Source organism: Micromonospora sp. WMMD1128 (assembly GCF_027497235.1).
Classification (GTDB): Bacteria; Actinomycetota; Actinomycetes; order Mycobacteriales; family Micromonosporaceae; genus Micromonospora.
Genome location: NZ_CP114902.1, coordinates 6,154,852 through 6,176,596 on the forward strand (window position 1 = coordinate 6,154,852; position 21,745 = coordinate 6,176,596).

The 21,745-nt window shown below is 71.4% G+C and carries 21 protein-coding genes and 1 tRNA gene; 8 read left to right on the forward strand and 14 right to left on the reverse strand.

Annotated elements, in window-relative coordinates; translation table 11 throughout:
* Positions 1-14: 14 nt before the first annotated feature.
* Genes O7602_RS27825 through O7602_RS27840 form a run of 4 tightly spaced genes read left to right on the forward strand, consistent with a single transcriptional unit; the run spans position 15 to position 4,191 of the window.
* Positions 15-713, forward strand: coding sequence for a transglutaminase-like domain-containing protein (locus O7602_RS27825; protein ID WP_281585562.1), 699 nt, complete (start codon positions 15-17; stop codon positions 711-713).
* Entirely contained in the window at positions 713-1,492 is a 780-nt protein-coding gene (locus O7602_RS27830) for a glycosyltransferase (protein WP_281585563.1), read from the forward strand. Before O7602_RS27825 ends, O7602_RS27830 begins: the two co-directional genes overlap by 1 nt.
* On the forward strand, positions 1,489-2,901 hold the full coding sequence (locus O7602_RS27835) for a glycosyltransferase family 4 protein (protein ID WP_281585564.1): 1,413 nt from the start codon (positions 1,489-1,491) through the stop codon (positions 2,899-2,901). The genes O7602_RS27830 and O7602_RS27835 overlap by 4 nt, the downstream gene beginning before the upstream one ends.
* 3 nt (positions 2,902-2,904) lie before the next feature.
* Entirely contained in the window at positions 2,905-4,191 is a 1,287-nt protein-coding gene (locus tag O7602_RS27840; protein WP_281585565.1) for a glycosyltransferase 87 family protein, read from the forward strand.
* A 156-nt stretch (positions 4,192-4,347) separates the two neighbouring features.
* On the opposite strand, the gene O7602_RS27845 is transcribed toward O7602_RS27840, so the two are convergent.
* Both O7602_RS27845 and O7602_RS27850 read right to left on the reverse strand, forming a co-directional pair.
* Positions 4,348-5,400 carry a LacI family DNA-binding transcriptional regulator gene (locus O7602_RS27845; protein ID WP_281585566.1) on the reverse strand — a complete coding sequence of 351 codons (1,053 nt, stop codon included), beginning with the start codon at positions 5,398-5,400 and terminating at the stop codon, positions 4,348-4,350.
* 151 nt (positions 5,401-5,551) lie between these two features.
* Positions 5,552-5,746 carry a hypothetical protein gene (locus tag O7602_RS27850; protein WP_281585567.1) on the reverse strand — a complete coding sequence of 65 codons (195 nt, stop codon included), beginning with the start codon at positions 5,744-5,746 and terminating at the stop codon, positions 5,552-5,554.
* Between the two features lie 237 nt (positions 5,747-5,983).
* Here O7602_RS27850 and O7602_RS27855 point away from each other — a divergent pair, with 237 nt between their 5' ends.
* Positions 5,984-6,151 carry a hypothetical protein gene (locus O7602_RS27855; protein WP_281585568.1) on the forward strand — a complete coding sequence of 56 codons (168 nt, stop codon included), beginning with the start codon at positions 5,984-5,986 and terminating at the stop codon, positions 6,149-6,151.
* Positions 6,152-6,251: 100 nt separating this feature from the next.
* On the opposite strand, the gene O7602_RS27860 is transcribed toward O7602_RS27855, so the two are convergent.
* The 5 genes from O7602_RS27860 to O7602_RS27880 form a co-directional block, all read right to left on the reverse strand.
* A complete protein-coding gene (locus O7602_RS27860; RefSeq protein WP_281585569.1) occupies positions 6,252-6,668 on the reverse strand; it encodes a type II toxin-antitoxin system VapC family toxin in 417 nt (138 codons plus the stop codon).
* Positions 6,650-6,904 (reverse strand): hypothetical protein, encoded by a 255-nt coding sequence (locus tag O7602_RS27865; RefSeq protein WP_281585570.1) that lies wholly within the window; start codon positions 6,902-6,904, stop codon positions 6,650-6,652. The genes O7602_RS27860 and O7602_RS27865 overlap by 19 nt, the downstream gene beginning before the upstream one ends.
* Before the next feature lie 113 nt (positions 6,905-7,017).
* Positions 7,018-7,090 (reverse strand) — tRNA-Lys (locus O7602_RS27870).
* Between the two features lie 156 nt (positions 7,091-7,246).
* Positions 7,247-8,719 (reverse strand): endo-1,4-beta-xylanase, encoded by a 1,473-nt coding sequence (locus O7602_RS27875; protein WP_281585571.1) that lies wholly within the window; start codon positions 8,717-8,719, stop codon positions 7,247-7,249.
* A gap of 294 nt (positions 8,720-9,013) precedes the next feature.
* A complete protein-coding gene (locus O7602_RS27880) occupies positions 9,014-9,436 on the reverse strand; it encodes a helix-turn-helix domain-containing protein (RefSeq protein ID WP_281585572.1) in 423 nt (140 codons plus the stop codon).
* 116 nt (positions 9,437-9,552) lie between these two features.
* Here O7602_RS27880 and O7602_RS27885 point away from each other — a divergent pair, with 116 nt between their 5' ends.
* Positions 9,553-10,470 carry an NADP-dependent oxidoreductase gene (locus O7602_RS27885; RefSeq protein WP_281585573.1) on the forward strand — a complete coding sequence of 306 codons (918 nt, stop codon included), beginning with the start codon at positions 9,553-9,555 and terminating at the stop codon, positions 10,468-10,470.
* A gap of 42 nt (positions 10,471-10,512) precedes the next feature.
* On the opposite strand, the gene O7602_RS27890 is transcribed toward O7602_RS27885, so the two are convergent.
* The 5 genes from O7602_RS27890 to O7602_RS27910 all read right to left on the reverse strand — a co-directional run bounded on the left by O7602_RS27890 (position 10,513) and on the right by O7602_RS27910 (position 15,199).
* Positions 10,513-12,414, reverse strand: a complete 1,902-nt coding sequence (locus tag O7602_RS27890) for a GGDEF domain-containing phosphodiesterase (protein WP_281585574.1) — start codon at positions 12,412-12,414, stop codon at positions 10,513-10,515.
* A complete protein-coding gene (locus O7602_RS27895) occupies positions 12,401-13,018 on the reverse strand; it encodes a sigma-70 family RNA polymerase sigma factor (RefSeq protein ID WP_281585575.1) in 618 nt (205 codons plus the stop codon). The genes O7602_RS27890 and O7602_RS27895 overlap by 14 nt, the downstream gene beginning before the upstream one ends.
* A complete protein-coding gene (locus O7602_RS27900; RefSeq protein ID WP_281585576.1) occupies positions 13,015-13,308 on the reverse strand; it encodes a hypothetical protein in 294 nt (97 codons plus the stop codon). The genes O7602_RS27895 and O7602_RS27900 overlap by 4 nt, the downstream gene beginning before the upstream one ends.
* A 293-nt stretch (positions 13,309-13,601) precedes the next feature.
* On the reverse strand, positions 13,602-15,044 hold the full coding sequence (locus O7602_RS27905) for a DHA2 family efflux MFS transporter permease subunit (protein WP_281585577.1): 1,443 nt from the start codon (positions 15,042-15,044) through the stop codon (positions 13,602-13,604).
* Positions 15,041-15,199, reverse strand: a complete 159-nt coding sequence (locus tag O7602_RS27910; RefSeq protein ID WP_281585578.1) for a hypothetical protein — start codon at positions 15,197-15,199, stop codon at positions 15,041-15,043. Before O7602_RS27910 ends, O7602_RS27905 begins: the two co-directional genes overlap by 4 nt.
* A gap of 72 nt (positions 15,200-15,271) precedes the next feature.
* Between O7602_RS27910 and O7602_RS27915 the strand changes: the two genes are divergently transcribed.
* Positions 15,272-15,913, forward strand: coding sequence for a TetR/AcrR family transcriptional regulator (locus tag O7602_RS27915; protein ID WP_281585579.1), 642 nt, complete (start codon positions 15,272-15,274; stop codon positions 15,911-15,913).
* Positions 15,914-15,991: 78 nt separating this feature from the next.
* Here the strand turns inward: O7602_RS27915 and O7602_RS27920 are convergent, their stop codons facing one another.
* A complete protein-coding gene (locus O7602_RS27920; protein ID WP_281585580.1) occupies positions 15,992-16,453 on the reverse strand; it encodes a MarR family transcriptional regulator in 462 nt (153 codons plus the stop codon).
* Positions 16,454-16,544: 91 nt separating this feature from the next.
* Here O7602_RS27920 and O7602_RS27925 point away from each other — a divergent pair, with 91 nt between their 5' ends.
* Positions 16,545-17,636: an epoxide hydrolase family protein gene (locus tag O7602_RS27925; protein ID WP_281585581.1), complete on the forward strand. Its 1,092-nt coding sequence runs from the start codon at positions 16,545-16,547 to the stop codon at positions 17,634-17,636.
* Positions 17,637-17,638: 2 nt separating this feature from the next.
* Here the strand turns inward: O7602_RS27925 and O7602_RS27930 are convergent, their stop codons facing one another.
* The gene (locus O7602_RS27930; protein ID WP_281585582.1) at positions 17,639-21,742 is read right to left on the reverse strand and encodes a trypsin-like peptidase domain-containing protein; all 4,104 of its coding nucleotides are present in this window, start codon (positions 21,740-21,742) and stop codon (positions 17,639-17,641) included.
* Positions 21,743-21,745 lie beyond the last annotated feature (3 nt).

The following is a 21,745-nucleotide window of genomic DNA, read 5'->3' on the forward strand; positions in this document are numbered from 1 at the left end:
TGGAGGACCACCCCATGTCCGTGTCGACCACCCTCACGCACGCACCCCTGCTCACCGCCACCGAGTTCATCGACCACGACTCCGAGGTCGTCCGCGACTTCGTCGCCCGGCACCTGCCCGACGCGCCGGAGGCCACTCCGACCGAGCGGGCGGTGGCCCTCTACTACGCCGTCCGCGACGGCATCCACTACGAGGTGTACGGGGCCGACCTGTCCCGCCACGGCCTCCGGGCCAGCTCCACGATCACCAGGGGCACCGGATTCTGCGTGCACAAGTCCATCGTTTACGCCGCCGCGCTGCGGGCGGTCGGCATCCCGAGCCGGATCTACTACGGCGACGTCCGCAACCACCTCGCCTCCCCGCAGCTCGAGGAGCTGATGGGCGGCAACATCTTCACCTTCCACAGTCTGACGACGGTGTACCTGGAGGGCCGGTGGGTCCGGGCCACCCCGGTCTTCAACCGGATGCTCTGCCGGCTCTACCGGATCAAACCGCTGGAGTTCGACGGGCTCACCGACTCGATGTACCACCCCTACGACGACGAGGGCCGCCGGCACATGGAGTTCCTCCGCGAGCACGGCGAGTTCGACGACGTCCCGTACGACATGGTCGTCGGCGGCATCCGCTCCGCCCACCCCAAGCTCTTCGCCAGCCGGTACGCCACCGCGCGCGGCTCGCTGGTGGCCGATGCGACGGTTCGGGGAGGTGCGTGATGGGCGGAACGGACGTGGCCACGGCCCCCGTGCACGCTGCCGCCCGGCGGGACACGGTCGACCTGGAGCTGGTCGTCCCGGCGTTCAACGAGGCCGCCCGGCTGCCGGCCACGCTCGCCGAGGTGACCGCCTTCCTGGCCGGTCAACACTGGCGGTCCCGGGTGGTGGTGGTGGACAACGGAAGCACCGATGACACCGCGACCGTCGTGAAGGCCGGCAACTGGGACGCCGAAGTGGTGGTGGTCGGGTGTTCCCGGCCGGGCAAGGGCGCCGCGGTCGGGCGCGGAATCGCCGGCAGCAGGGCGCGCTTCGTCGGCTTCATCGACGCCGACCTTTCCACTCCGGTGCCGACCCTGACCCGGGCGGTCGACGCGCTGGAGGCCGGCGCCGCGGCGGCCATCGCGTCGCGGCACGCTCCGGGGGCCGAACTGGCCTGTCCGCAGCCGGTCGCCCGCAGGTTGGGCGGTTCGGTGTTCCGGGCGCTGGCGAGGCAGCTCGTGCCGGGTGTGCACGACACCCAGTGCGGGTTCAAGCTCTTCGACCGGCCGGCCGTGCAGCGGGCCCTGCGCCGCTGCCACCTCAGCGGCTTCGCGTTCGACGTGGAGCTGCTGCGACAGATCCGTCGGGCCGGCGGCCGGATCACCGAGGTTCCGGTCGTCTGGACCGACGACGAGCGCTCCACGTTCCGCCCGCTGCGGGACGGACGGGCAGCCTTCGCCGACCTGTTCCGCCTCTACCGGGCGGACCTGCTCGGCACGGCCGGGGCGGGTGCGCGGTGAGCCCGCACCTGCCACACCCGGCGGACCGCCGGGTGCTGGTGTTCGGCGAACGCGACACGCACCAGCCCGGCGCCGCTGCCGCCGGGCGTTACCTGCACGAGGTCACCCGGCGCTGGGCGGCGGACGGCACCCAGGTCACCTGGGCCGCGCGCCGGCTGCCGGGCCGTCCCGAGCAGGAGACGACCGCCGGGGTACGGGTGCTGCGTGCCGCCCGACCGTTGAGCGCGGTGGCGCGTGCGGTGCGGGACGGGAACCGCTTCGACGTGGTCCTGGCCACCGGCGGGTCGATCGGCGCCCTGCCGCTGGTCGTCGGTCCTTCCGTACCCGTGGTCGAGGTGGTGGACCGGACCGACCGCCACACCGGCACCCGCCCGGGCCAACTCCTGGCCGGCGCGGTGGGCCGGTGGAGCCGGACGGATCGGGTGACCGTGGCGCTGTCGCCGTCGGCCCGGCACGACCTGCGCCGGCGGCTCGGCCTCCGGGGGCCGATCTTCGTGGTGCCGCCCGGCGCCACGACGCCCGCTCCGGATGGCGTCACAGGACGCGCAACGGTCCCGACCGTCGTGGTCGAGGCCGACCTGGTCCCGCAGGAAGGGCTCAACGTCCTGCTCGACGCGCTGCCGGCCGTCGTGGCCGCGCTGCCGGACCTGCGGGTCGAGATCCTCGGCGACGGCCCGGACCTCGCGCGGCTGCGCCGGCAGGTGGAGGCCCTTCGGTTGGCCTCCGCGGTGACCCTGCACGGCCCGCTCGTACCGGAGCTCCGGGACCGGTGGTGGCGTCGCGCCTGGTTGACCGCCTGCACCGGGACACGCGAGGGGCGCGGTTCCCGACTGCTCGACGCCGCCGCGTACGGGGTGCCGGGGGTGGCGCTGGCCGCTGCCGGCGCCCGGGACTTCGTGCGTCCGGGCCGCACCGGCGAGATCGTCAGCTCGGCCGACCGGCTGTCGGATGCGCTCGTCGGCCAACTCGTGTCGTTGGCCGACGACGAGGTCGCCAGCGGGTTCGCCGAAGCGTGCCGGGCCTGGGCCGCCCGGTTCACCTGGGACCGGACCGCCGCTCTGCTCGCCGGCGTGGTCGAGCACCAGATCCGGACGGCCCGATCCGGGCCGACCCGCCGCCGGTCGGCCCGCCCGGACATCGCCACGCTTGTCAGATTTCCCGGGCGCGGGCCGGTGCCGGTCGGCGCGCTGCGCTCGACCGATGAGGTTGACGTGGCGGACGAGCAGGTCAACCTTCTGCTCAACGGATGCGACGAACTCGACGCCCTCGGGGTGCTGGATCGTCTCGGCGCGACCGGCGCCGAGCTGCGCCTCGCCGGCCACGACGAACTGCTGATCGGACCGCGTCCGCTCCCGCCGATCCTGGCCGGACGCGCACCCCACCTTCCATTTGTGACGGACAGGAGCTGAGCCATGCAGACGACAGAGATCGAGTCGCGGCCACCGAGCCGACGGCTGAACATCGGCACGATCGCGGCCGTGGTGATCGCAGCGTTCGCGCTGGCCCTGATCGCCGAGGCGATCTTCACCCGCGACCCGTACTGGGCGCTGCGGTGGACGGTGGACCTGAAGGTCTACCTGGCCAGCGGTGAGGCGGTGCGGCACGGCACCTCGCTCTACGACGTGGCGATCCAGAGCCCGCTGTACGGGCCGATGCCCTACCTCTACCCGCCACTGACCGCGATCCTCTTCTTCGTGCCGCTGTCCCTGTTGCCGATCGGCGCGGCGAGCCTGGTGTGGAACACGTTGTCGCTGATCGCCCTGGGTGCGGTCGCCTGGCTCTCGCTGGGCATCGCCGGGGTCCGCACCCCGCGTACCCGGGCCGCGCTGACCCTGGTCGTGCTCGTCCTGGCCACCTGGCTGCTGCCGGTGCGGATCCAGCTCATCGCCGGGCAGATCAACATGTTTCTCCTGCTGCTGGTGCTGCTTGACTTCCGCGGCCACACCGGTCGCTGGCGCGGGCTGGGCATCGGGATCGCGGCCGGGCTGAAGGTCACGCCGTTGATCTTCATCGCGTACCTCGTGGTGACCAGGCAGTGGCGGGCGGCTGCCACCGCGACGGCGGCCTTCCTCGGCACGGTTGTCCTCGGGTTCGTCCTGCTACCGGCGGACGCGGCGCGGTACTGGGGTGGCCTGGTGCTGCATTCGTCGCGGGCCGGCGGGGTGTGGGACACCCCGAACCAGTCGCTGTCCGGGGCCCTGGCCCGGGGGGTGTCGAGCACCCAGTTCGCGCACTGGTGGCTGGTGGTCCTGGCGATCGTGGCGGTCCTCGGGCTGGCCGTGGCCCGCTACGCTCACCAGCACGGCTCGGACTTTCTGGGCTTCTCCGCCGCCGCCGTCACCGGGCTGCTGGTCTCGCCCGTGAGCTGGGAACACCACTGGGTGTACGTGATCCCGCTGCTGGTCTGGCTCGCGGTCCGGGCCTACCGGGACCGCTCCGCCGTGCTGGCCACGTTGACGGTCGTGCTGGCGGCGGTCTTCTCAATCCGGGTCTTCTCGCTGTTGGGCATCCAGGAGTCGCCGCCGGCGCCGATGGCGCTGGCGGGCTGGGAGCAGGTGATCGCCGCGCTGTTCCCGCTGACCGGCCTGCTGCTCCTCCTGGCCGGGCCGATCTGGCTCCATCGGACCAGTCGGGTGCCGGTGGCCGAGCCCGCCGAACGGGTGCTGCTCCGTGAACCCACAGGTGCCGTGGCCGGTTAGGCCGGCCCGCCGGTGCTGCGGGGGACGACGTGTCGGCGTCGTCCCCCGCAGCGCCGGCCTTGCGCTGGCCATGCCGGGCAAGGATGACAGCGGACACGCCGTCGGCCAGGCAAGGAGGGGCGCCGGTGTGCGCGGTGCCGCGCATCGCGGGAATGATCAACCGGCTGTTGGTGGGGCGGTGCTGTCCCGGACGACCAGTTCGGTGGGGAGCAGCGTGTGTTCGGCGGCGATCGGACGGCCGGCGAGATGGTCCTGGATCGCGCGGCTGAGCGCCGCCGCCGCGAGCCGCCCCTTGGCCTGCACGTTCTGACGGACGGTGGTCAGGGTGGGCCGGATCTGCACGGCGAGCGGGTTGTCGTCGAAGCCGACCACCGACAGCTCGCCGGGAACGTCGATGCCGAGTTCCTCGGCACACCGGAGCGCGCCGTAGGCGACCGCGTCGGAGAAGCAGAGCAGCGCGGTGGGCCGGTCGGGCCGGTCCAGGAGCAGCCGGGCGCCCGCCTTCGCCTGCTCCAGGTCGGCGCCGCTCTGTCGAGCCATCAGGGGGTCGATGCCGGCCGCGTCGAGCGCGTCACGCCACCCGAGCATCCGCTGGGTGGAGGCGTGCCCTTCGGCGGTGAGGTCAGCGGCGGTGACCAGGCCGTGCGTGCCATGCAGGCCGGACAGGAGCAGCCCGATCCGCCGGTGGCCCAGGTCGATCAGGTGCTGGGCGGCGGCCCGGGCGCCGGAGCGGTCGTCCACGTTGACGGCGGGGATTCCCTCGACCGGCAGTTGGTCGACGTAGACCAGGGGCAGCTTGCGGCGGGTGAGGAACTGGACGGCCGTCGACGTGGGATCGCACGAGTAGACAAGTGCGCCGTCGATCGCCACGTCCCGCGCCGGAATGATCGCGCCGTCGTCGGACGACGTCAGCAAGGTGAGTGACAGCCCGGTCGGGCCGAGCTCTTCCGCGACCGCGCCGAGGAAGCTGGTGGCGACCAGATCGGTGAAGGCGAAACGGAGCGAGGAGGTAAGCACGATGCCCACGGCGCCGGTGGTGCCCCGGGCCAGGGCGCGGGCCGCCGGATCGGGGCCGACGTAGCCCGCTTCCCGGGCGGCGGTGAGGATCCGCTCGCGCAGCGCCGCGGACAGTTGGTCGGGCTTGGAGAAGGCGTTCGACACGGTCATCCGACTCACGCCGACCCGGTCGGCGATCGTCTGCAGTGTCACCCGGGACGCCACGCCACCACCAGTCGTTCCAGCTGTGCCCGCCGTCAGGGTCGGGGGCGCCCCGACGGCGGATCGGTCTTCGGTCCGGCAGCCGCCTGGGTCGGCGGACGCCGATGCCTACCGGCTGGTATCAGGCTATCAAAGACCACGATCAGGCCAGCTTGACCGCTCTGGCGGCACGAGCGAGTCGCTTGGCGACGGCGGCACGGACGACCTTGGCGCGCTGCGGCTTCTCCACGTGCGGGACGACCGGGGCGTCGGGGCGGGCGCTGGCGAACTCGTAGTCGACAGCGTTGATGGCGGTGACGAAGGCGGCGGGCATCTCCATGGCGAACTCCTGACTCACCGAAGCTGCTCTCTATACCGGTACAGTAGCAAGGTTTTCTGTACCGGTCAAGAAGGAATCGGGCCGGCTCGTCTTGCAAGTGAATTGACTGCCGACGGCAGACGGTGTGGCTGGCGATCGCCGACCTGCTCTACCGCTGGTCCAACATCGAGCACGCGGCGGCTTCCCTGGAAAACGTCCTACAGGCGGTCGTCCTGGTGGCGTTGCCCTGCTTGCCCGTGGCTCCGCAGGGAACCCATGTGGTTCGCGCGCCGTAACGCCGACACCCGTCAGGACGTGCCGGCCGCGACCCCGTCGGATGTGCGCCTCCGCCGACTGTGGTTGCGGCTGGCCGCCGTGGTGGCCGCTACCGGCTACCTGATCGGCCAGGGCGGGCTCGGCGAGGTCGCCGCATCGGGGCGTTGACCCTCGGCATCGGCATCATCCTCGGCGACAACGCCTTCGACGCCTTGATGATCTTCCTGGCTGACGCCACCTACCGGCGCGGATCGATCTATGGCCACCGTCATGACACCGCGAGCAGTCGGAACTCGCAGCGGACGCCGCTCGCCTTGGCGAGCCGACCATCACCGGTCACGAGTGGGCAGGCCAACAACTCCGCCACCGCGACGTAGGCTGCGTCATACGTGGTGACATTGCCCCGCAACTGCCACATCCGGTCAATCAGCATCGCGACGCCAACCTCGTCGATGACCAACGAGGGCAGGGTATCGATCGCCTCCTGAGCCCGAGCCAGGCCCAGCTTCCCACCGAGGACCTTGCCTCTGATCACCGACATGACCTCGACCAGAAGATGGCTCGGCGCGGCCCAGTGCGGATCGCCGGTCAGCTCTGCCCGCGCCGCGTCGCCGACCGGCCCGTCATCGACCAGGGCATCGGCCAGAACCGACGCATCCACGACGATCACGCCGTGCTTCCCCATGGTCCGCGTTGCTCCCGCTGGTCATTCAACTCGGCCGCGCTCTCCCCCGGCAGGGAGCGAGCACCGTCCCATCGGCCGGCGAAGCGATCAAGAGCCGCAGTGTTGCGCAGCCGCCGAGCCTGCGTCTCCACCAGATCCAGCAGGTACGCCTGGAGTGACTGCCCGCGCGCCTTGGCCTGCGCCGCCAAGGCGTCTCGCACCTCTTCTGGCACGTCCCGAATCTGGAGAGCAACCATGCATTCATTATGCATGCATCATCATCCGCTCGCCGGGAAAGACCCGAAGCTTCGATCAACCGGTTCGCATGACGACTGCGGCATGGCCAAGAACCGCAGGTCAGAGAAGTCCGTGGGCCGCCTGGGACTCGAACCCAGAACCTAAGGATTAAAAGTCCTCAGCTCTGCCAATTGAGCTAACGGCCCGTCGGGCCATCAGGCTACCCGATCACTGGCCCCGGGGTTGAGGTCCGCCTCCGCTTCGGGGACGGCTGCGCGCCGGTCGCGCCACGGCGCCGGGTGCGCGGACGACTGCGGTGGCCCACCGCCGCAACGATGGGCCACCGCCGGTCGACCTGTCGACTAGCTCGTGACGAGCCGGAACTGCTGGTTGGCCTGACCGTTGCAGTCGTAGATCTGGACCTGCTGCCCGTTTCCGGTGCCCCAGACGTCGAGGCAGCGGCCGGACTGGACGCCCGTGATGGTGCCGTTGGAGTTGACGTTCCACTGCTGGTTGGCCTGGCCGTTGCAGCTGTAGATCTGGACCGCCGAGCCGTTGCCGGAGCCGGCGGCGTCCAGGCAGCGGCTGCCGCCGTACACCGTCAGTTGCCTGCTGCCGGTGGAGGTCCACTGCTGGTTGCTCTGGCCGTGGCAGTCGTAGAGCTGCACCCGGGTGCCGTTGTTCTGCGAGGAGTTCGGCACGTCGATGCACCGGCCCGACTGGCTGCCAACGATCCGGCCGGCGCCGCCGGACGGCGGCGGCGTGGTCGGCGAGGTGGTCGGCGTCGCCGTCGGCGAGGTGGTCGGCGAGGTGGTCGGCCCGGGGCCGGCGGCGTTGAGGACGTTGAGGACCGAGTTGTACGCGGCCTTCTTGTTGCCGCCGCCGTCGAAGAGCAGCGGGCTCTCGTTGGAGCGCCACGAGTCGCTGTCGCGGACACCCCAGACGGTGATGCCGATGCAGCGGGGCACGTTGATGCACGCCTGGGTGAGCCCGGCGTACTGGGAGGTGGAGGAGTTGGTGACGTCGACCTCGGTCAACGCCACGTCCACGCCGAGGGCGGCGAAGCTGGACAGCGTGGTCTGGAAGTTGCTCGGCAGCGAGCTGCCGCCGGTGAAGTGGGTCTGCAACCCGACGCAGTCGATCGGCACACCACGGGACTTGAAGTCCTGGATCATCCGGTAGACGCCCTGCGTCTTGCCGTACGACCAGTTCTCGATGTTGTAGTCGTTGTAGCAGAGCTTCACGTTCGGGTCGGCCGCCCGCGCGGTGCGGAACGCCACCTCGATCCAGTCGTTGCCGGTGCCCTGCAGGTTCGAGTTACGGCGGCTGCCGTCCTCGTTGAACGCCTCGTTGACCACGTCCCACGCGGCGAGCTTGCCCTTGTAGTGGCCCATCACACCGTTGATGTGATTGATCATCGCGTTGCGCAGCGTGCTGCCCTGCATGTTCTGCATCCAGCCGGGCTGCTGCGCGTGCCAGGCCAGGGTGTGCCCGCGGACCTTCAGGCCACGCTGGGTGGCCCAGTTGTAGATCTGGTCACCGGAGTTGAAGTTGAACTGATTCTGGTTCGGCTCCGTGGCGTCCGGCTTCATCTCGTTCTCAGCCGTGATCATGTTGAACTCACGCGCCGCGATCGTGCTGTACGTCGAGTCGTTCAACCTGCTCGCGGCGATGGCGGTGCCGAAGTACCGCCCCGACTGCGCGGCTGCCGCGCCCAGGGTGGAGGCCGCCTGGGCCGGACCGGGTACCAGCAGCCCGGCGCCGGCCAACGCCAGCGAGCCGGCGGCTGCGGCCACCGCCACGCGATAGCGACCACGCCTCAGTAGACGTTCCATGACACTCCTCTGCATATCGGACGGTGATGTGCAAGGTGGTGGCGGGCGTGGAGACCACGCCCCTACCGTCAGGTCCGAAACTTTTCGGAAAACTACCGGTAACTGCACGGAACATACTCGGCAGTCCGCGATCGGTCAATGTCGATGACTATCGGGCCTGGTCAACCGTTGGACGCGAGGATTCGGCAGGGGTGACCGAACGTTGTCGAACGTAACGAGCCGTTCACGCCGTCCATCCGGGACAGCGCTCGGTCGGCCGGAAACTTCCGGGATCGTCGAGGGGACCGAACGGCGTCAGCGGGCGTCGTACCGCTCGCGAGCGAGGTACACCTCGTCCATGTGCGCCTCCGCCCACACCTTGATGTGATAGGTCAGCCGGTGCAGCGACCGGCCCAGCTCGGTCAGCTCGTACGTGACGGTCACCGGCACGGTCGGCGTCACCGTGCGGGTGACCAGGCCGTCGCGTTCCAGGGAACGCAGCGTCTGGGTGAGCATCTTCTGGCTGACCCCGGCCAGCCGACGGGACAGCTCCGAGTAGCGCATCACCTGCGGGCCGACCTCGCCGTCCGGACCGTCGCGGCCGAGGGCGGCCAGGATCAGCGCCACCCACTTGTCCGAGATCCGGGCGAGCAACTGACGGCTGGGGCACGCGGCCAGGAACGCGTCGTACTCCACCCGCGCCCGGGCCCTCCTCTCGGTGGCCGTTCGCGTCGACATCGACCGCTCCTTCCCACCCGAGGGTGCCCTACGCACTTCGAAGTGCGTCCTTCCCGCTGGAGAGTTACCCCTCCATCGTGGTGTGGGAGAACCGTCAAGGACAAGGAGCACCAGACATGGGTACGCCCACCTTCCGCGCCGCCGTCGTCCGCACCCCGGGCGGACCCGGCACCATCGAGGTCATCGACGTTCCGCTGCGCGAGCCAGGGCCCGGCGAGGTGCGGGTGGCGGTGGCCGCCGCCGCCGTCAACCCCGTCGATCTCGGTGTCGCCGGCGGCTTCTTCCACGGCCTGGGGATGATCAATCAACCGCACCACACCGGCCTGGGCTGGGACTTCGCCGGCACCGTCGTCGCCACCGGCACGGGCGTCGACCTGACCGCCGGCACCCGGGTCGCCGGCCTGGTGGTCGGGTTCGACCGCGACTACGGCACCTACGCCGAGCAACTCGTCGTGCCGGCCGCCGAGCTGGCCGTCGTACCCGACGGGCTGGACCTGGTGGCGGCGGCGACGGTGCCGCTGAACGGGCTGGCCGCGGCGCAGGTCGTCGACCTTCTCGGCGACGCGCCCGCCGGGGCCGACCGGCTGCTTGTCACCGGCGCGGCCGGCGCGGTCGGCGCGTACGTCCTCGTGCTCGCCGCGGACCGGGGCTGGCGGGTGACCGGCCTGGCCCGCGCGGAGGACGAGGAGTTCGTGCGGGGCCTCGGCGCCGGCTTCACCGCGACGGCCGAGTCGGGCTTCGACGCGGTGGCCGACGCCGCGAACCTTCAGGAGCAGGCGTTCGCCCTGGTCCGGGACGGCGGTGCGTTCGTCGGGGTCCGGCCGAACATCCGGCCGGCCCCGGCCCGCGGCGTCAGCGTCGCGGCCGTGGACACGCACGCGGACGGCCGGCAGCTGGCCGACCTGCTCGCCCGCACCGCGTCCGGCGAACTGCCGGCCCGGGTGCACGCCGTGCTGCCGCTGGACCGGGCGGCGGACGCCCACCGCGCGGTCGCCAAGGGCGGGGTACGCGGCCGTTACGTGCTCCGGCCCTGACCGGGGCCGCGCACCGCGCTCGTCGAAGGGCCGGACGGGGTCTCAGCCGAGCGCGGTGTGCTGCGGCGGAAACCGCAACTCCAGTTCCACCGTCTGCACCTCCTTCCGGCCGACCGTGATCGGCTCGGGCCGTCCGGTCCGGTAGCCCTGGGCGAAGTCGACGCCGCAGTTGCGCAGCAGCTCGATGGTCTCCTCGTCCTGGACGTACTCGGCGGCGACTCGGATGCCGAGCGTGTGGCACAGCTCGACAAGCGTCGACACGACCGCCTGACTCGCCGGGGACCGGCAGAGATCGACGATGAACGTCCCGTCGATCTTGACGAGGTCGACCGGGAGCTGTTTCAGGTGGGTGAGCGTGCCGTATCCGGTGCCGAAGTCGTCGAGCGCCAGGTGGCATCCCAGTTCTCTGATCCCGGTGGCGAAGGCCATGGCCTCGTTCCGGTTCTCGATCAGGGCGGTCTCGGTGATCTCGAACGTCAGGCAGTCCGGCTTGACCCGGTGCCTGTCGATCGCGTCGGTCACGAAGGCGAGCAACCCGGGGTCGGCGAGCGACCGGCCGGAGATGTTGACCTGGTAGTGGGAGGTCTGGGCACCCCGGCCGATCAGTTCCAGGGCGTGGTCGACGACCCACTTGTCCACCGTGAGGATCTCACCGACCCGCTCGGCCATGTCGAGGAACGCCCAGGGTGCGACCGGCTCACCGGTGTCGCTGCGCACGCGTAACAGGATCTCGTGCCGGGTGACCTGGTTGAGTTGGAGATCGACGATGGGCTGCGCGTAGAGCGCGAACCTGTTGGCCGAGACGACGCGATGGATCCGGGACCGGCATCGCTCCGTCCGCTCCCGTTCCTCCACCGGCCGGTCGAGGACGGTGACGGCGGTGCCGTTCCGGCGCGCGTCGCGGGCGGCGTTCTCCCCATCGATGAGCAGGTCGAAGCCGGTGGCTGGCACGCCGCTGCCGAAGTGCACCACACCGGCCGAGATGGTGAACCGCAACGGCTTCTGCCGCACGCTGAACAGGTGGTTCCGGAACGTTTCGACGATCCTGGCCGCCAGGCTCTCCGCGGTCTCCGGGTGGTCGTCGGCCGGGGTGAGGAGCACCCCCCACGAGCCGGAGCCCACCAGCCCACCTGTCACCTTCGCCCCGACGACCGCGCGGAGGACCCGGGCGACCTCCGCCGTCACCCGGTCGCGGTCCTCGTCGGTGAGCGCGTCGGGCAGCCGGGTGGCGGGCTCGGTCGCCACCACGACGAGCGCCCCGCCGGTGCTGCGCCGCGCCCGGTCCACCTCGTCGATCACGTACGCGCGGGTCGGCAACCCGGTCAGGACGTCCGGTACGGCCAGGTCGGTGCTGAGCATCCGGCTGCGCACGGCGAGCCGGTGACGCTCCTGCCGGGCCAGTTCGAACGCGGTGACGTCCTCCCCGGTCGCGATGATCCCCGACGGGCCGTCCTCGGCGGTGAGTATTTCGAGGTGGCAGTGCACGTGGCGGATCCGGCCCCCCGGTTGGACCACCCGGAAGCGGACCTCGTCGGGACGGTGCCGCTCCCACGCGGCCCGGACAGCCGCGCGGACCCGCTCGGCGTCGCCCGGATGGACGAGGTCGAGGACGGTCTCGGGCGTGAGGCGCCGCGTTCCCGGCGCGTGCCCGAAGATCATCGCCATCTCGTCCGACCAGAAGAGCCGGCCGAGGCACCCGGGTCCGCCGGCCATCCAGGTGAGCGTGCCCTGCTTCGACAACTGGGCGGCGCGGGCCACCCGGGTCGCCTCATCGACCTTCCAGGTCACCGGGTCGACCAGGTCGGTGTCGACCATGATCTCGTAGCCCTCGGCGAGCGAGAGGTCGTACCGGCTCTGCACGGTGCGCGCGACGCGGCGGGCGCGGGCCAGTTCCAGCGGGCTGGGCCTGGTCTCGGCCAACGCCAGCAGGTCATCGAGATCCACGGCTGCCCCCCTGACGCCGCCGGCCGGGCGAACGGGTGAAGCCGGCCTCCTCGGCCAGCTCACCGAGACCTCGCTTGGCAGCGGCCTTGTAACAGCGGACGCTGTTCTCGGTCAGCCCGAGGATGCGGGCGATCTCCTGGTTGGAGAAGCCCTCCCGGGACATCTGGAACACCTCGGCGTGCCGGGCCGGAAGCTGACGCAGCCAGGCCCGCAACGTCTCCTGCGCCTCCCACACGTCCGCGATGTCGGAGTGCGGCGCCGGCGGCAGGTCCTCCGGCGCCACCGCGGCTTCCCGCTGACGCCGGTCCCGGTCCTTCAGCAGGTTGAACCGGGCGGTACGCACGATCCAGCCGATCGGCCGCACGTGGTCCCGAAGTTCGGGCCACTTGACCCGCCCGTGCAGGTACGCCTCGTGCAGCGCGTCCGCCACCACCTCGCGGTCCCACCACACAGACCGGAGAATCCGCTCCACGGTGTGGTAGGAGCCCTCGACGAAGGTGGCGAACTCCCGGTCGTGGTCGGCCTTCACACGGAGGGCCTCCGCCCTGCGCGCGTCCTCGTCGTCGGCCGGCGTCCGGGCGGCGGTGCCCTGGATGTCGCTCACGCCGCCTCCCTGGTGATCCCGGACTTCGGCAGGTCACGGACGCCCAGTTCCACCTCGCGATGACCGTCGCGGTCACGCTCCACGATCCGCACCACGTCGTGGTCGGCCTCGGTGAGCCGGATCAGCCAGGTCATCCGGGCTGTCGTACGTGTCGTGGCCTCGCGTTCGGCGTGTATCCGCGCCCGGTACGCCACGCAGGCCCGCACCAGGCCCCCCACCACTCCGGCGACGGCTACGGCCACGGCCGTCACCTGATAGCCGGTGAGCGGTTCCGCCAGTGCTTCGTTCATCGTTCCCCCTTGGCCCCTTCGGTTCGCCAATTACTATCCGTGGCAGGGCGGCAATGTAGACAGCTCATCGTCCACAATGTTCGGGGAGATCGACGATCAGTGTCTCGACCTCGACACAAATCAGAAAGTCATGCTGGCGGGACCCTGCGCTAGGGCCAAGTCGAGCATCTCGTCGCACATAACACTCAGTGAGATGCGCTTCACTCTGGAGTGTGGACCAGCGCAGGTTCCCCAGGCACCCGGCTCGGCGACGAACGCCCGACAGCCGCTGACGGCCGGCATCAGACTACGAATCAGTATCCGGCAGCACCAGACCGCGTCCTCGATCGCGGACGCATGTCACTCCGGCGTTCGGCGAGAGCGAGCCAGGCCGCGCTGGCGAGTCCCAACGCCGACGCCACGGTCAGCCAGGAGAACGCGGTACGGAAGGCCGCGTCCGCCCCGTGGGAGAGTTCGTGGGCGAGTACGACGGTGAACACCGCGCCACCGAGTGCTCCACCGACCCGCTGCAGGATGTTGACCTGGGTGGTGGCGTCCGGAAGCTGGTCCGGGGCGACTGCCTTGTAGGCGGAGATCCCGGCCGGCACCACGGCGAGCGCGAGTGCCATGCCGCGCAGGAACAGCAGGGCGAGCACCAGTGGCTCCGGCAGGCCGGTGCCGGCCAGCGCGAACGGCGCGGTGGTGGCGACCGCGGCGAGGATGCCGTAGAAGCTCACCACGCCGCCGCCGAAGCGGTCCACGAGCCGGCCGCTGACCGGCAGCAGCACCGCGGTCCCGAGCCCGAGCGGGATCAGCGCCAGGCCGGTCTCGAGCACATCGGCGTCGTGGCCGATCTGGAAGTAGAGCGGGAACAGCAGCGACGCCCCGAACATGACGGCGCCGGCGAACGCGGCGGTCACGGTCGCCGCCGCGTATGCGGGCCGGGCGAACAGCCGGAGGTCGAGAATCGGGTGGGCCACCCGTCGGGCGTGCCAGGTGAAGCCGCCGGTCAACAGGAGCCCCGCAAGCGTGGGGACGAGCGCACCGGGCGCCAAGACGCCCCGCTCGCCTGCCATGGTGAGTCCATAGATCAGCAGGGGGACGCCGGCCCCGATCAGCAGCAGGCCCGGCCAGTCCAGCCGGCTGGGGAGGTCGACCGGTCGGCCGTGCGGCACGTACCGCAGACCGAGCCAGAGCCCGAGTCCGCCGAGCGGCACGTTCACCAGGAACAGCCACGGCCAGGGGCCGGCGTGCACGATCAGCCCGCCGAGCACCGGGCCCAGCGCCGGGCCGAGGGTGACGGCGATGCCGAGCGTGGCCATGACCCGGCCGAGACGGTGCGGACCGACCGCCTGACCGAGCACCGTCTGCCCGGCGGGCACCAGCAGTCCGGCCGTGAGGCCCTGGAGCACTCTCGCCGCCACCAGCCACCACACGCCGTCGGCGAGGGCGCACAGGACGGAGGCCACGGTGAACCCGCCGAGCGAGGCCAGCCACATCCGGCCGACGCCGAACCGGCGGCCGAGCCATCCGCTGGCCGGCAACGACATGCCGAGCGCGATCAGGTACGCGTTGGCGATCCACTGGGCGTCACCGAGCTCCGCGTCCAGGTCGGTGGCGATGGCGTTGAGGCCGACGCTGACGATCGACGTGTCGAGTTGGCTGATGAGCGCGCCGAACGCGATCACCAGGGCGAGTCGCCACACCCGCCACGGGATCGCCCCGGTTCCCGGGGGTGCGTCGAGACGGGTGGTCAACGGGCCGTCCGCTCGTTGCGCACGGAGGGGTTGTAGTCCGGCGGCTCGCCGAGCACCGGCAGCCGATGCTCGGCGATGTCGACGATCTCCACCGCGAGGTCGTTTCGCCGACTGGCGTGGTTGAGGATGACCGCGAGTCGTAGTGCCTGGTTCATCGGGCTCCCTCCGTCAGGTAAAGTAAAACGTATACAGCAATAATTTGCCGAGCGCAGCCCCAAGGGAGAACCATGTCCGAGACCCCACCCCGCAGCCACGGTCGTGGCCGACCCGCCAAGCGCGACGCGATCGTCCTGGCGGCCCGGGCGGTCTTCGGCCGCGACGGCTACGCCCGCACGACGATGGACACGATCGCCCGCGAGGCCGAAGTCTCCACGCGCACCCTCTACAAGCACTTCGGCAGCAAGGAGGAGCTGTTCTCCTTCGTGCTGGAGCAGAGCGCCAACCGGGTCGCCGACGCCTTCTGCGAGTACGTGACGGCGGGACTGGAGCAGGCCGACGGGGTGGCGGAGCAGTTGATCGCCATCGGTCGGGCGCTTGTGGCACACCGGCTCGACTTCCCCGACCACTTCGCGCTCGTCCGACAGATCAACGCCGAGGGTCGGCACTTTCCCCGCGCCATGCTCGACGCCTGGCAGCAGGCCGGCCCGTTGCGCGTCCAGGCCGAAGTCGTCAGGCGTCTCCAGGCGCTCGTCGATCGCGGCGACCTACGCGCTGCCGCCCCGGAGCGGATGGCGTTGCACTTCACCGCCCTGACCACGTTCGAGAGCACGAACGCGTCGACCGAGCGCACCCTGACCGCCGACGAGATCTCCACGATGGTCCGCGACGCCGTACACGCCTTCCGACACGGCTACCAGCCGGCGACGTGATGCCGTCCGCCGCTCTGGGTGCGTCTGTTGTCGCTCCGGCAACCACAACCGCACCCAAAGGTCGAGCCGATCCTCCCGTCAGTCGCCGCGGCGGGCATGGTGGGCGAGCACCCGCCCCAGGAGCCCGGCGAGTTGGTCGCGCTCGTCGGGTGACAAGGGCGCGAGCAGTTCGTCCTGTACGGCGGCGAGCTGTTTCTCCAGTCGCCGGAGTTGCCGGCGCCCGGCCGTGGTGATGGTGACGACGTTGCGCCGCCGGTCGGCCGGGTCCGGGGCGCGGTTGACGAAGTCACGGTCGGCGAGTTCGTTGAGCGCCGCGACCACGTCGCTGACGTGGATGCCGCTGCGACGGCCGAGCGTGGCCTGACTTGCCGGCCCGAACTCGTCAAGCGTCGCGAGCAGCCGGAAGTGGTAGCCCCGCGCGTCGATCGCCGCGAGCCCGTCGGCGACCAGCCGTCCGGCGCGTACGGCGGTCTGGGTGATCAGCCAGCTCGACAGGCCGGTCAGGCGGGCCGGCACGACGTCCGGGTCCGGAGCTTCCACGTGACCAGCCTAACAAACTCGTTGGCCACACCAACGAAACGGCGTTATCGTAGGTGCGACAAACGTTAGTGCGACCAACGAAGGGCTCGTCATGATCAAGCCGTTCCGGGTGCGGGTTCCACAGGCCGACCTCGACGACCTGGCCGACCGCCTGGCGCGTACCCGCTGGCCCGACGAGCTACCCGACGCCGGGTGGGACTACGGCATCCCCCTGGCTCGGGTACGCGAGCTGGCCGAACACTGGCGCACCACCTACGACTGGCGCGAGCACGAGGCCGAACTCAACAGATACCCCCAGTTCACCACCGAGATCGACGGACAGAACGTCCACTTCCTGCACGTACGCTGCGCCGACGCGGACGCGCTGCCGCTGATCCTCACCCACGGCTGGCCCGGCTCGGTGGTGGAGTTCCTCGACGTGCTCGTCCCCCTGTCCGAGCAGTTCCACCTGGTCGTCCCGTCGATACCCGGATTCGGCTTCTCCGGCCCGACCCGCGAACGCGGCTGGGACATCGACCGGGTCGCCCGAGCCTGGGCCGAGCTGATGCGCCGGCTCGGCTACCGGCGATACGGCGCCCAGGGCGGCGACTGGGGTACGGGAATCTCCATCCGGCTCGGCGGAATCGCCCCGGAGCAGGTCGTCGGCGTACACGTCAACTACCTGCCCACGCCCCCGCCGCCCGGCTGGGCCGGAGAGGCCGACCTGTCCGCACCGGACCTGGCCCGACTGGCGCGGATCAGACAGCTCATGGCGCAGCGGCACCCGCACCAGATCCTCTACGCCACCCGCCCGCAGACGGTGTCGTACGCGCTGAACGACTCACCCGCCGGCCAGCTCGCGTGGATCGCCGAGAAGTTCACCGAGTGGGCCGACCCGCGATCCGCCGTCCCGACCGACCGCATCCTCACCGACGTGGCGCTCTACTGGCTCACCCGCACCAGCGCCTCAGCGGCGCGGCTGATCCGGGAGAGCGGGTTGGCCGGGCCGCCGCCACCCTGCCCGTCGCCGATGGGAGTGGCCGTCTTCGCCCATGACATCACCCTGCCCGTCCGTCCGCTCGCCGAGCGGACGTACCCGATCCGGCACTGGAGCGAGTTCGACCGGGGTGGCCACTTCGCCGCGCTGGAGGTGCCCGACCTGTTCGCCGCCGACGTCCGCGCGTTCTTCCAGGACCTCAGATGAGGTCAACAGCGCACCGGGACCCGGCCGACCACGCGCTCGGCAGTGTCGGGCAGCAGGTCGCTCCCGCCGTCGATCTCCAGCGCCAGCAGGCCCTGGTCCAGGCCAACGAGCAGCACGCCGTCCACCCTGCAACAGGTGAGCGCCGGGTGGTAGACGGGGATGGTGTGCACCGCCCGTTCGGTGGACGGATCCCAGATCCGCACCGTCCGGTCCCGGCTGGTAGAGGCGAGCAGCTCCCGGCCACCGACGCGCACCAGGCTCAACCCGGTGACGGCAGCCGTGTGGCCGGTGAACACGCCCACAGGCTCGCCCCACTCGGCGTCCCACAGGCGGATCGTGTGATCGGCGCTGGCCGACGCCAGCATCCGGCGACCCGCCACGACGAGGCCGCAGAGCGCGGTGACCGCGTCCTGGTGTCCCTGCCGGGTCCACACCGGCGTGTCACCGCCGCCCCACAGCATCACCGTGCCGCTCTTGTCGGCCGAGGCAAGCGCCTCCACGCTGGGCCACCGGACCGTCGCGAGGGCGGTCACCCAGGCACGGGTGACGTGCCCGAGCAGGACCGCCCGCACGGCGCCGCTCTGCGGGTGCCACAGCCGGATGGCCTGGTCGTCGCCGGCCGACGCGACGAGCGTCTCACCGCCGATGACGATCGGGCAGACCGCCGCCACCGGGGCGTGGTGCTCGTTCATCTCCCTCACCGGGACGCTGTGCCGCACACTCCAGGTCCCGACCGTGTTGTCGTCCTGCGCGGCGACGAGCAGCGGCTCCTCGACGTCGTCGACCGCGCACATCGCGTTGACGGGTCCTCCGGGAGTCGGGATCTCCTCCAGCCGCTCGCCCGTGGCGGCGTCCCAGATCCGCACCCGGCCGTCGGCACCGCCGGACGCGACCAGGCCCGGCCGCTCGTCAGGGACCGCGCAGAGGCTGTGCACGGGCCCGAGCCGGTCCCGCTCGGCGACCGTGTCGGGTCGGCCGCCGGCCGGGTCCCACAGCCGCACCGTGCCGTCGTCACCCGCCGTCGCCAGCATCCGGTCCTTCGCCGTACGCAGCTCGCATACCGCGCGGATCCAGCTCGCGTGTCCCCGCAGGCTCGGCCGGCTGGTCCAGGTCGGCACGTCCCAGACCCGGATGAGCCCGTCCTCGCCCGTCGACACGAGCAGACAGCCCTCGTCAACCTCGACCGTGCAGAGATCCGTGACCGGCCCGCCGGTGGCGAGGACGTGGACGCATTCGCCGCTCTGCGGGTCCCATAGCCGGACCGTGCCGTCGTAGCCGGCCGAGGCGAGCAACGTGCCGCCGGGCGCACGAACGGCGTAGAGGGTGGTCACCCAGCCGACGTGCCCGGTGAGGGTCAGCGTCGGGCGGGTGCCGCTCGTCGGCTCCCAGACCCGGACGACGCCGTCGAAACCGGTGGAGGCGAGCAGGTGCCGACCGCCCGCCGGGACGTACGTCACGGCGGTCACCCAGCCCGAGTGCCCGGCCAACGCGTGGCGCTGCGTCCCGGTCACCGGGTCCCAGATCCGTACCGTCCGATCGTCGCCGGCCGAGGCGAGCAGGTCACCGTCCGGCAGCGGGATGACGCAGATGTTGCGGACCCAGTCGTCGTGCCCGCGCAGTTCGTGCCGGCGCTGACCGGTTCGCGGGTCCCACAGGCCGACGGTCCCGTCGTGGCTGGCGGTGGCGATCAGCGTCTCGCCGCCGCCGGCACGGACGGCGCACAGCCCGCGGATCGTGTCGTTGTGACAGTTGAAGACCCCCACGGCCTGGTTGGTCAACGGGTCCCAGAGCCGCACCGTGCCGTCGTCACCGGCGGAGACCAGCAACCACCGATCGTCCAGCTCGATGGCCGCCACGTCGTAGACGGCCTGCGAGTGCCCGTCCAGCACGCTGCGCTCCTGCCGGGGCGGGGTGTGCGCCCAGCGCGCGCGGTACGGCGCGATGTCCGCCTCGATCCCACTGCCCAGCCCGTCGAGCCGGTCGACCACCGAGAAGAGGGCGGCGCGCTCGGCCGGCGCCGCCGCGACCGCGAGCGGCGTGCGGTGCAGCAGCCGCACCCGTGATCGGGACCGCGGTTCCAGCGGTCTCTCCAGGTCGATGACCGAGAGCAGCCGCTCCAGGTGCGCGTGCAGGAGGTAGTCCTCGTCGGCGAGGAGCCGTTCCACGAGCCCGGCGCGGGAGGCGTGCTGGGGCAGGGAGCGCCGCAGGTAGTCGGGCACCGCTGCCCATCCCACCTCGGCCGCCAGGGCTGTCCAGGCGGCAACCAGCCGTCGCTGGTCGTCCCGGCGGGTCGCCCCGGCCAGCAACGCGTCGTTGAGGGCCTGGTGGAACAGGCGGTACGCGGGCTGACTGCCGCCGCCGGTCTCGACCAGGAAGTTCGCCGCCGACGTGCGGGCGAACGCGAGGAGTTCGTCCTCGGTGACCGTGCCGCCGAGTGCGATCACCGCGATCCGCCAGAGCGAGAGCGGCAGGCCCGGCGCCTCGGCGTACGCCAGGGCGGTGAGCGCGAGCCGGGCGGATGCTGAGCCGGCGGCCGGCAGTCCGGCCAGGTACGAGTCGAGCGCATGGGCCACGGTCGCGGTGAACGACACCGAGGCCGGGTCGACCGGCTCGATGTCGCGCAGCGCGTGTGCCCGGGCGACGAGACCGGCCACCAGGAAGTTTCCCTTCGCCAGCTCGGCGATGCGGCGGGCCAGCGGGGCAGCCGCCGTCGAGTCGGTGTATGGGTTGCCCGGCCGTTCCGCGCCGAGCAGCCGCAGGGTCGCCAGGGCGTAGTTCACCAGATCGGCCTCGGCGAAGTATTCCGGTGTGTCCAGATCCACCAGCTCGACCGGGCCACCGAAGCAGGAGATCAGGTCACCCCGGTCGTCGCCACGCCGGGTGCCGACGACCACCCGGACGCCGTACCGGCCGCACTCCCGGGCCAGCGGCAGCAGGACGTCGTCGATGACCTGCCGCGCCTGACCCGGGTCGGCCGTCTCGTCCAGCGCGTCGATGACCAGCGCGAAACGAGCCGGACGACGCGCCAGCCGCTCCCGCACCGCCGGCATCAGGTCGGCCGGCGCGCTGGGCAGGTCGACGGCGGCGGCCCGGGCGATCTCGATCGCCACCTCGAGCGCGGTCTTGCCCTTGGCGTGCACGGCGCAGGACACCGAGCCGACCGTGGCCCGCACCGCGGTGTCGCCGCCCGGCAGGCTGGCCTGGATCTGCTGATCGGCAGTGGTCACCACGCGGCCCAGGACGGCGGACTTGCCGACCCCGGGCGAGCCCGTGACGATCAGCGGCCGGATGGCGGGCGCCTCCCCGTCGATGAAGTCGACGATCCGCCGGAGCGCGGCCGTTCGGCCCCGGAACCGTGCGCCGCCCTCGGTGTCCACGGCGACACCCCGCGCCCGGGGCAGCCAGTGCCGGCCGGCCTCGCCATCGGTGCTCAACGTCCACCCCCAGGCCGAGAGGGCGGCGTCGTCGGCGTCCTCGACCCGCCAGGCCGACAACGCGCCCAACGTCATCGCCGGCACCTGTTCGTCGGCGTGGCTCAGGGTGACCGCCTGGCCCTTACCCTTGCCGTCGGCCGTGACGACCACGCCGACCACCGCCTGATACTCCGGGGACCACACGGCGCCCCCGCTGAACCCCTTGCTGAGCGGCCCGGCGGCGCCGCTGTCGATGGTGACGTGGCCGTACCCGCCGGCTTCGACGACGGAACCGGTCGCCTGGAGGCCGCCGACCACTCCGGCCGGGAAGCCGTACGCCCAGAAGGGGCGGTCGAGCAGCGGCTTGGCGGCGAGACAGCGCAGCCGCGCCGGGGAGACGGTCGCCGGCACCGGCTCGACGAGTTCGAGCACGACCAGATCGACGTACGCCTCCCGCATACCGTCGTGCCGGCACTGCCGGACCTTGCGCCGATCGAAGTAGGCGACCTTGGGCGCGCGCGGAAAGGCGACCGTGAGATCGGGACGGAGGGTGCCATCGGCGGTGAACGCCACATGGTGGCAGGTGAGCACCAGGTTGGTGGCGATGACGATGCCGGTGCCGAGCGCCGTGTGCGGGTCCGCCTCACGGTGCAGCGCGACCGCCCACGAGCTTTCGTCCGGGGCCGTTGTCACGGG

Coding starts and splice junctions, on each gene's coding strand:
- O7602_RS27825 (WP_281585562.1), top strand. CDS start 15: ATGTCCGTGTCGACCACCCTCACGCACGCACCCCTGCTCACCGCCACC.
- O7602_RS27830 (WP_281585563.1), top strand. CDS start 713: ATGGGCGGAACGGACGTGGCCACGGCCCCCGTGCACGCTGCCGCCCGG.
- O7602_RS27840 (WP_281585565.1), top strand. CDS start 2,905: ATGCAGACGACAGAGATCGAGTCGCGGCCACCGAGCCGACGGCTGAAC.
- O7602_RS27855 (WP_281585568.1), top strand. CDS start 5,984: ATGTGGTTCGCGCGCCGTAACGCCGACACCCGTCAGGACGTGCCGGCC.
- O7602_RS27860 (WP_281585569.1), bottom strand. CDS start 6,668: ATGGGGAAGCACGGCGTGATCGTCGTGGATGCGTCGGTTCTGGCCGAT.
- O7602_RS27865 (WP_281585570.1), bottom strand. CDS start 6,904: ATGGTTGCTCTCCAGATTCGGGACGTGCCAGAAGAGGTGCGAGACGCC.
- O7602_RS27875 (WP_281585571.1), bottom strand. CDS start 8,719: ATGGAACGTCTACTGAGGCGTGGTCGCTATCGCGTGGCGGTGGCCGCA.
- O7602_RS27880 (WP_281585572.1), bottom strand. CDS start 9,436: ATGTCGACGCGAACGGCCACCGAGAGGAGGGCCCGGGCGCGGGTGGAG.
- O7602_RS27885 (WP_281585573.1), top strand. CDS start 9,553: ATGGGTACGCCCACCTTCCGCGCCGCCGTCGTCCGCACCCCGGGCGGA.
- O7602_RS27900 (WP_281585576.1), bottom strand. CDS start 13,308: ATGAACGAAGCACTGGCGGAACCGCTCACCGGCTATCAGGTGACGGCC.
- O7602_RS27910 (WP_281585578.1), bottom strand. CDS start 15,199: ATGAACCAGGCACTACGACTCGCGGTCATCCTCAACCACGCCAGTCGG.
- O7602_RS27915 (WP_281585579.1), top strand. CDS start 15,272: ATGTCCGAGACCCCACCCCGCAGCCACGGTCGTGGCCGACCCGCCAAG.
- O7602_RS27925 (WP_281585581.1), top strand. CDS start 16,545: ATGATCAAGCCGTTCCGGGTGCGGGTTCCACAGGCCGACCTCGACGAC.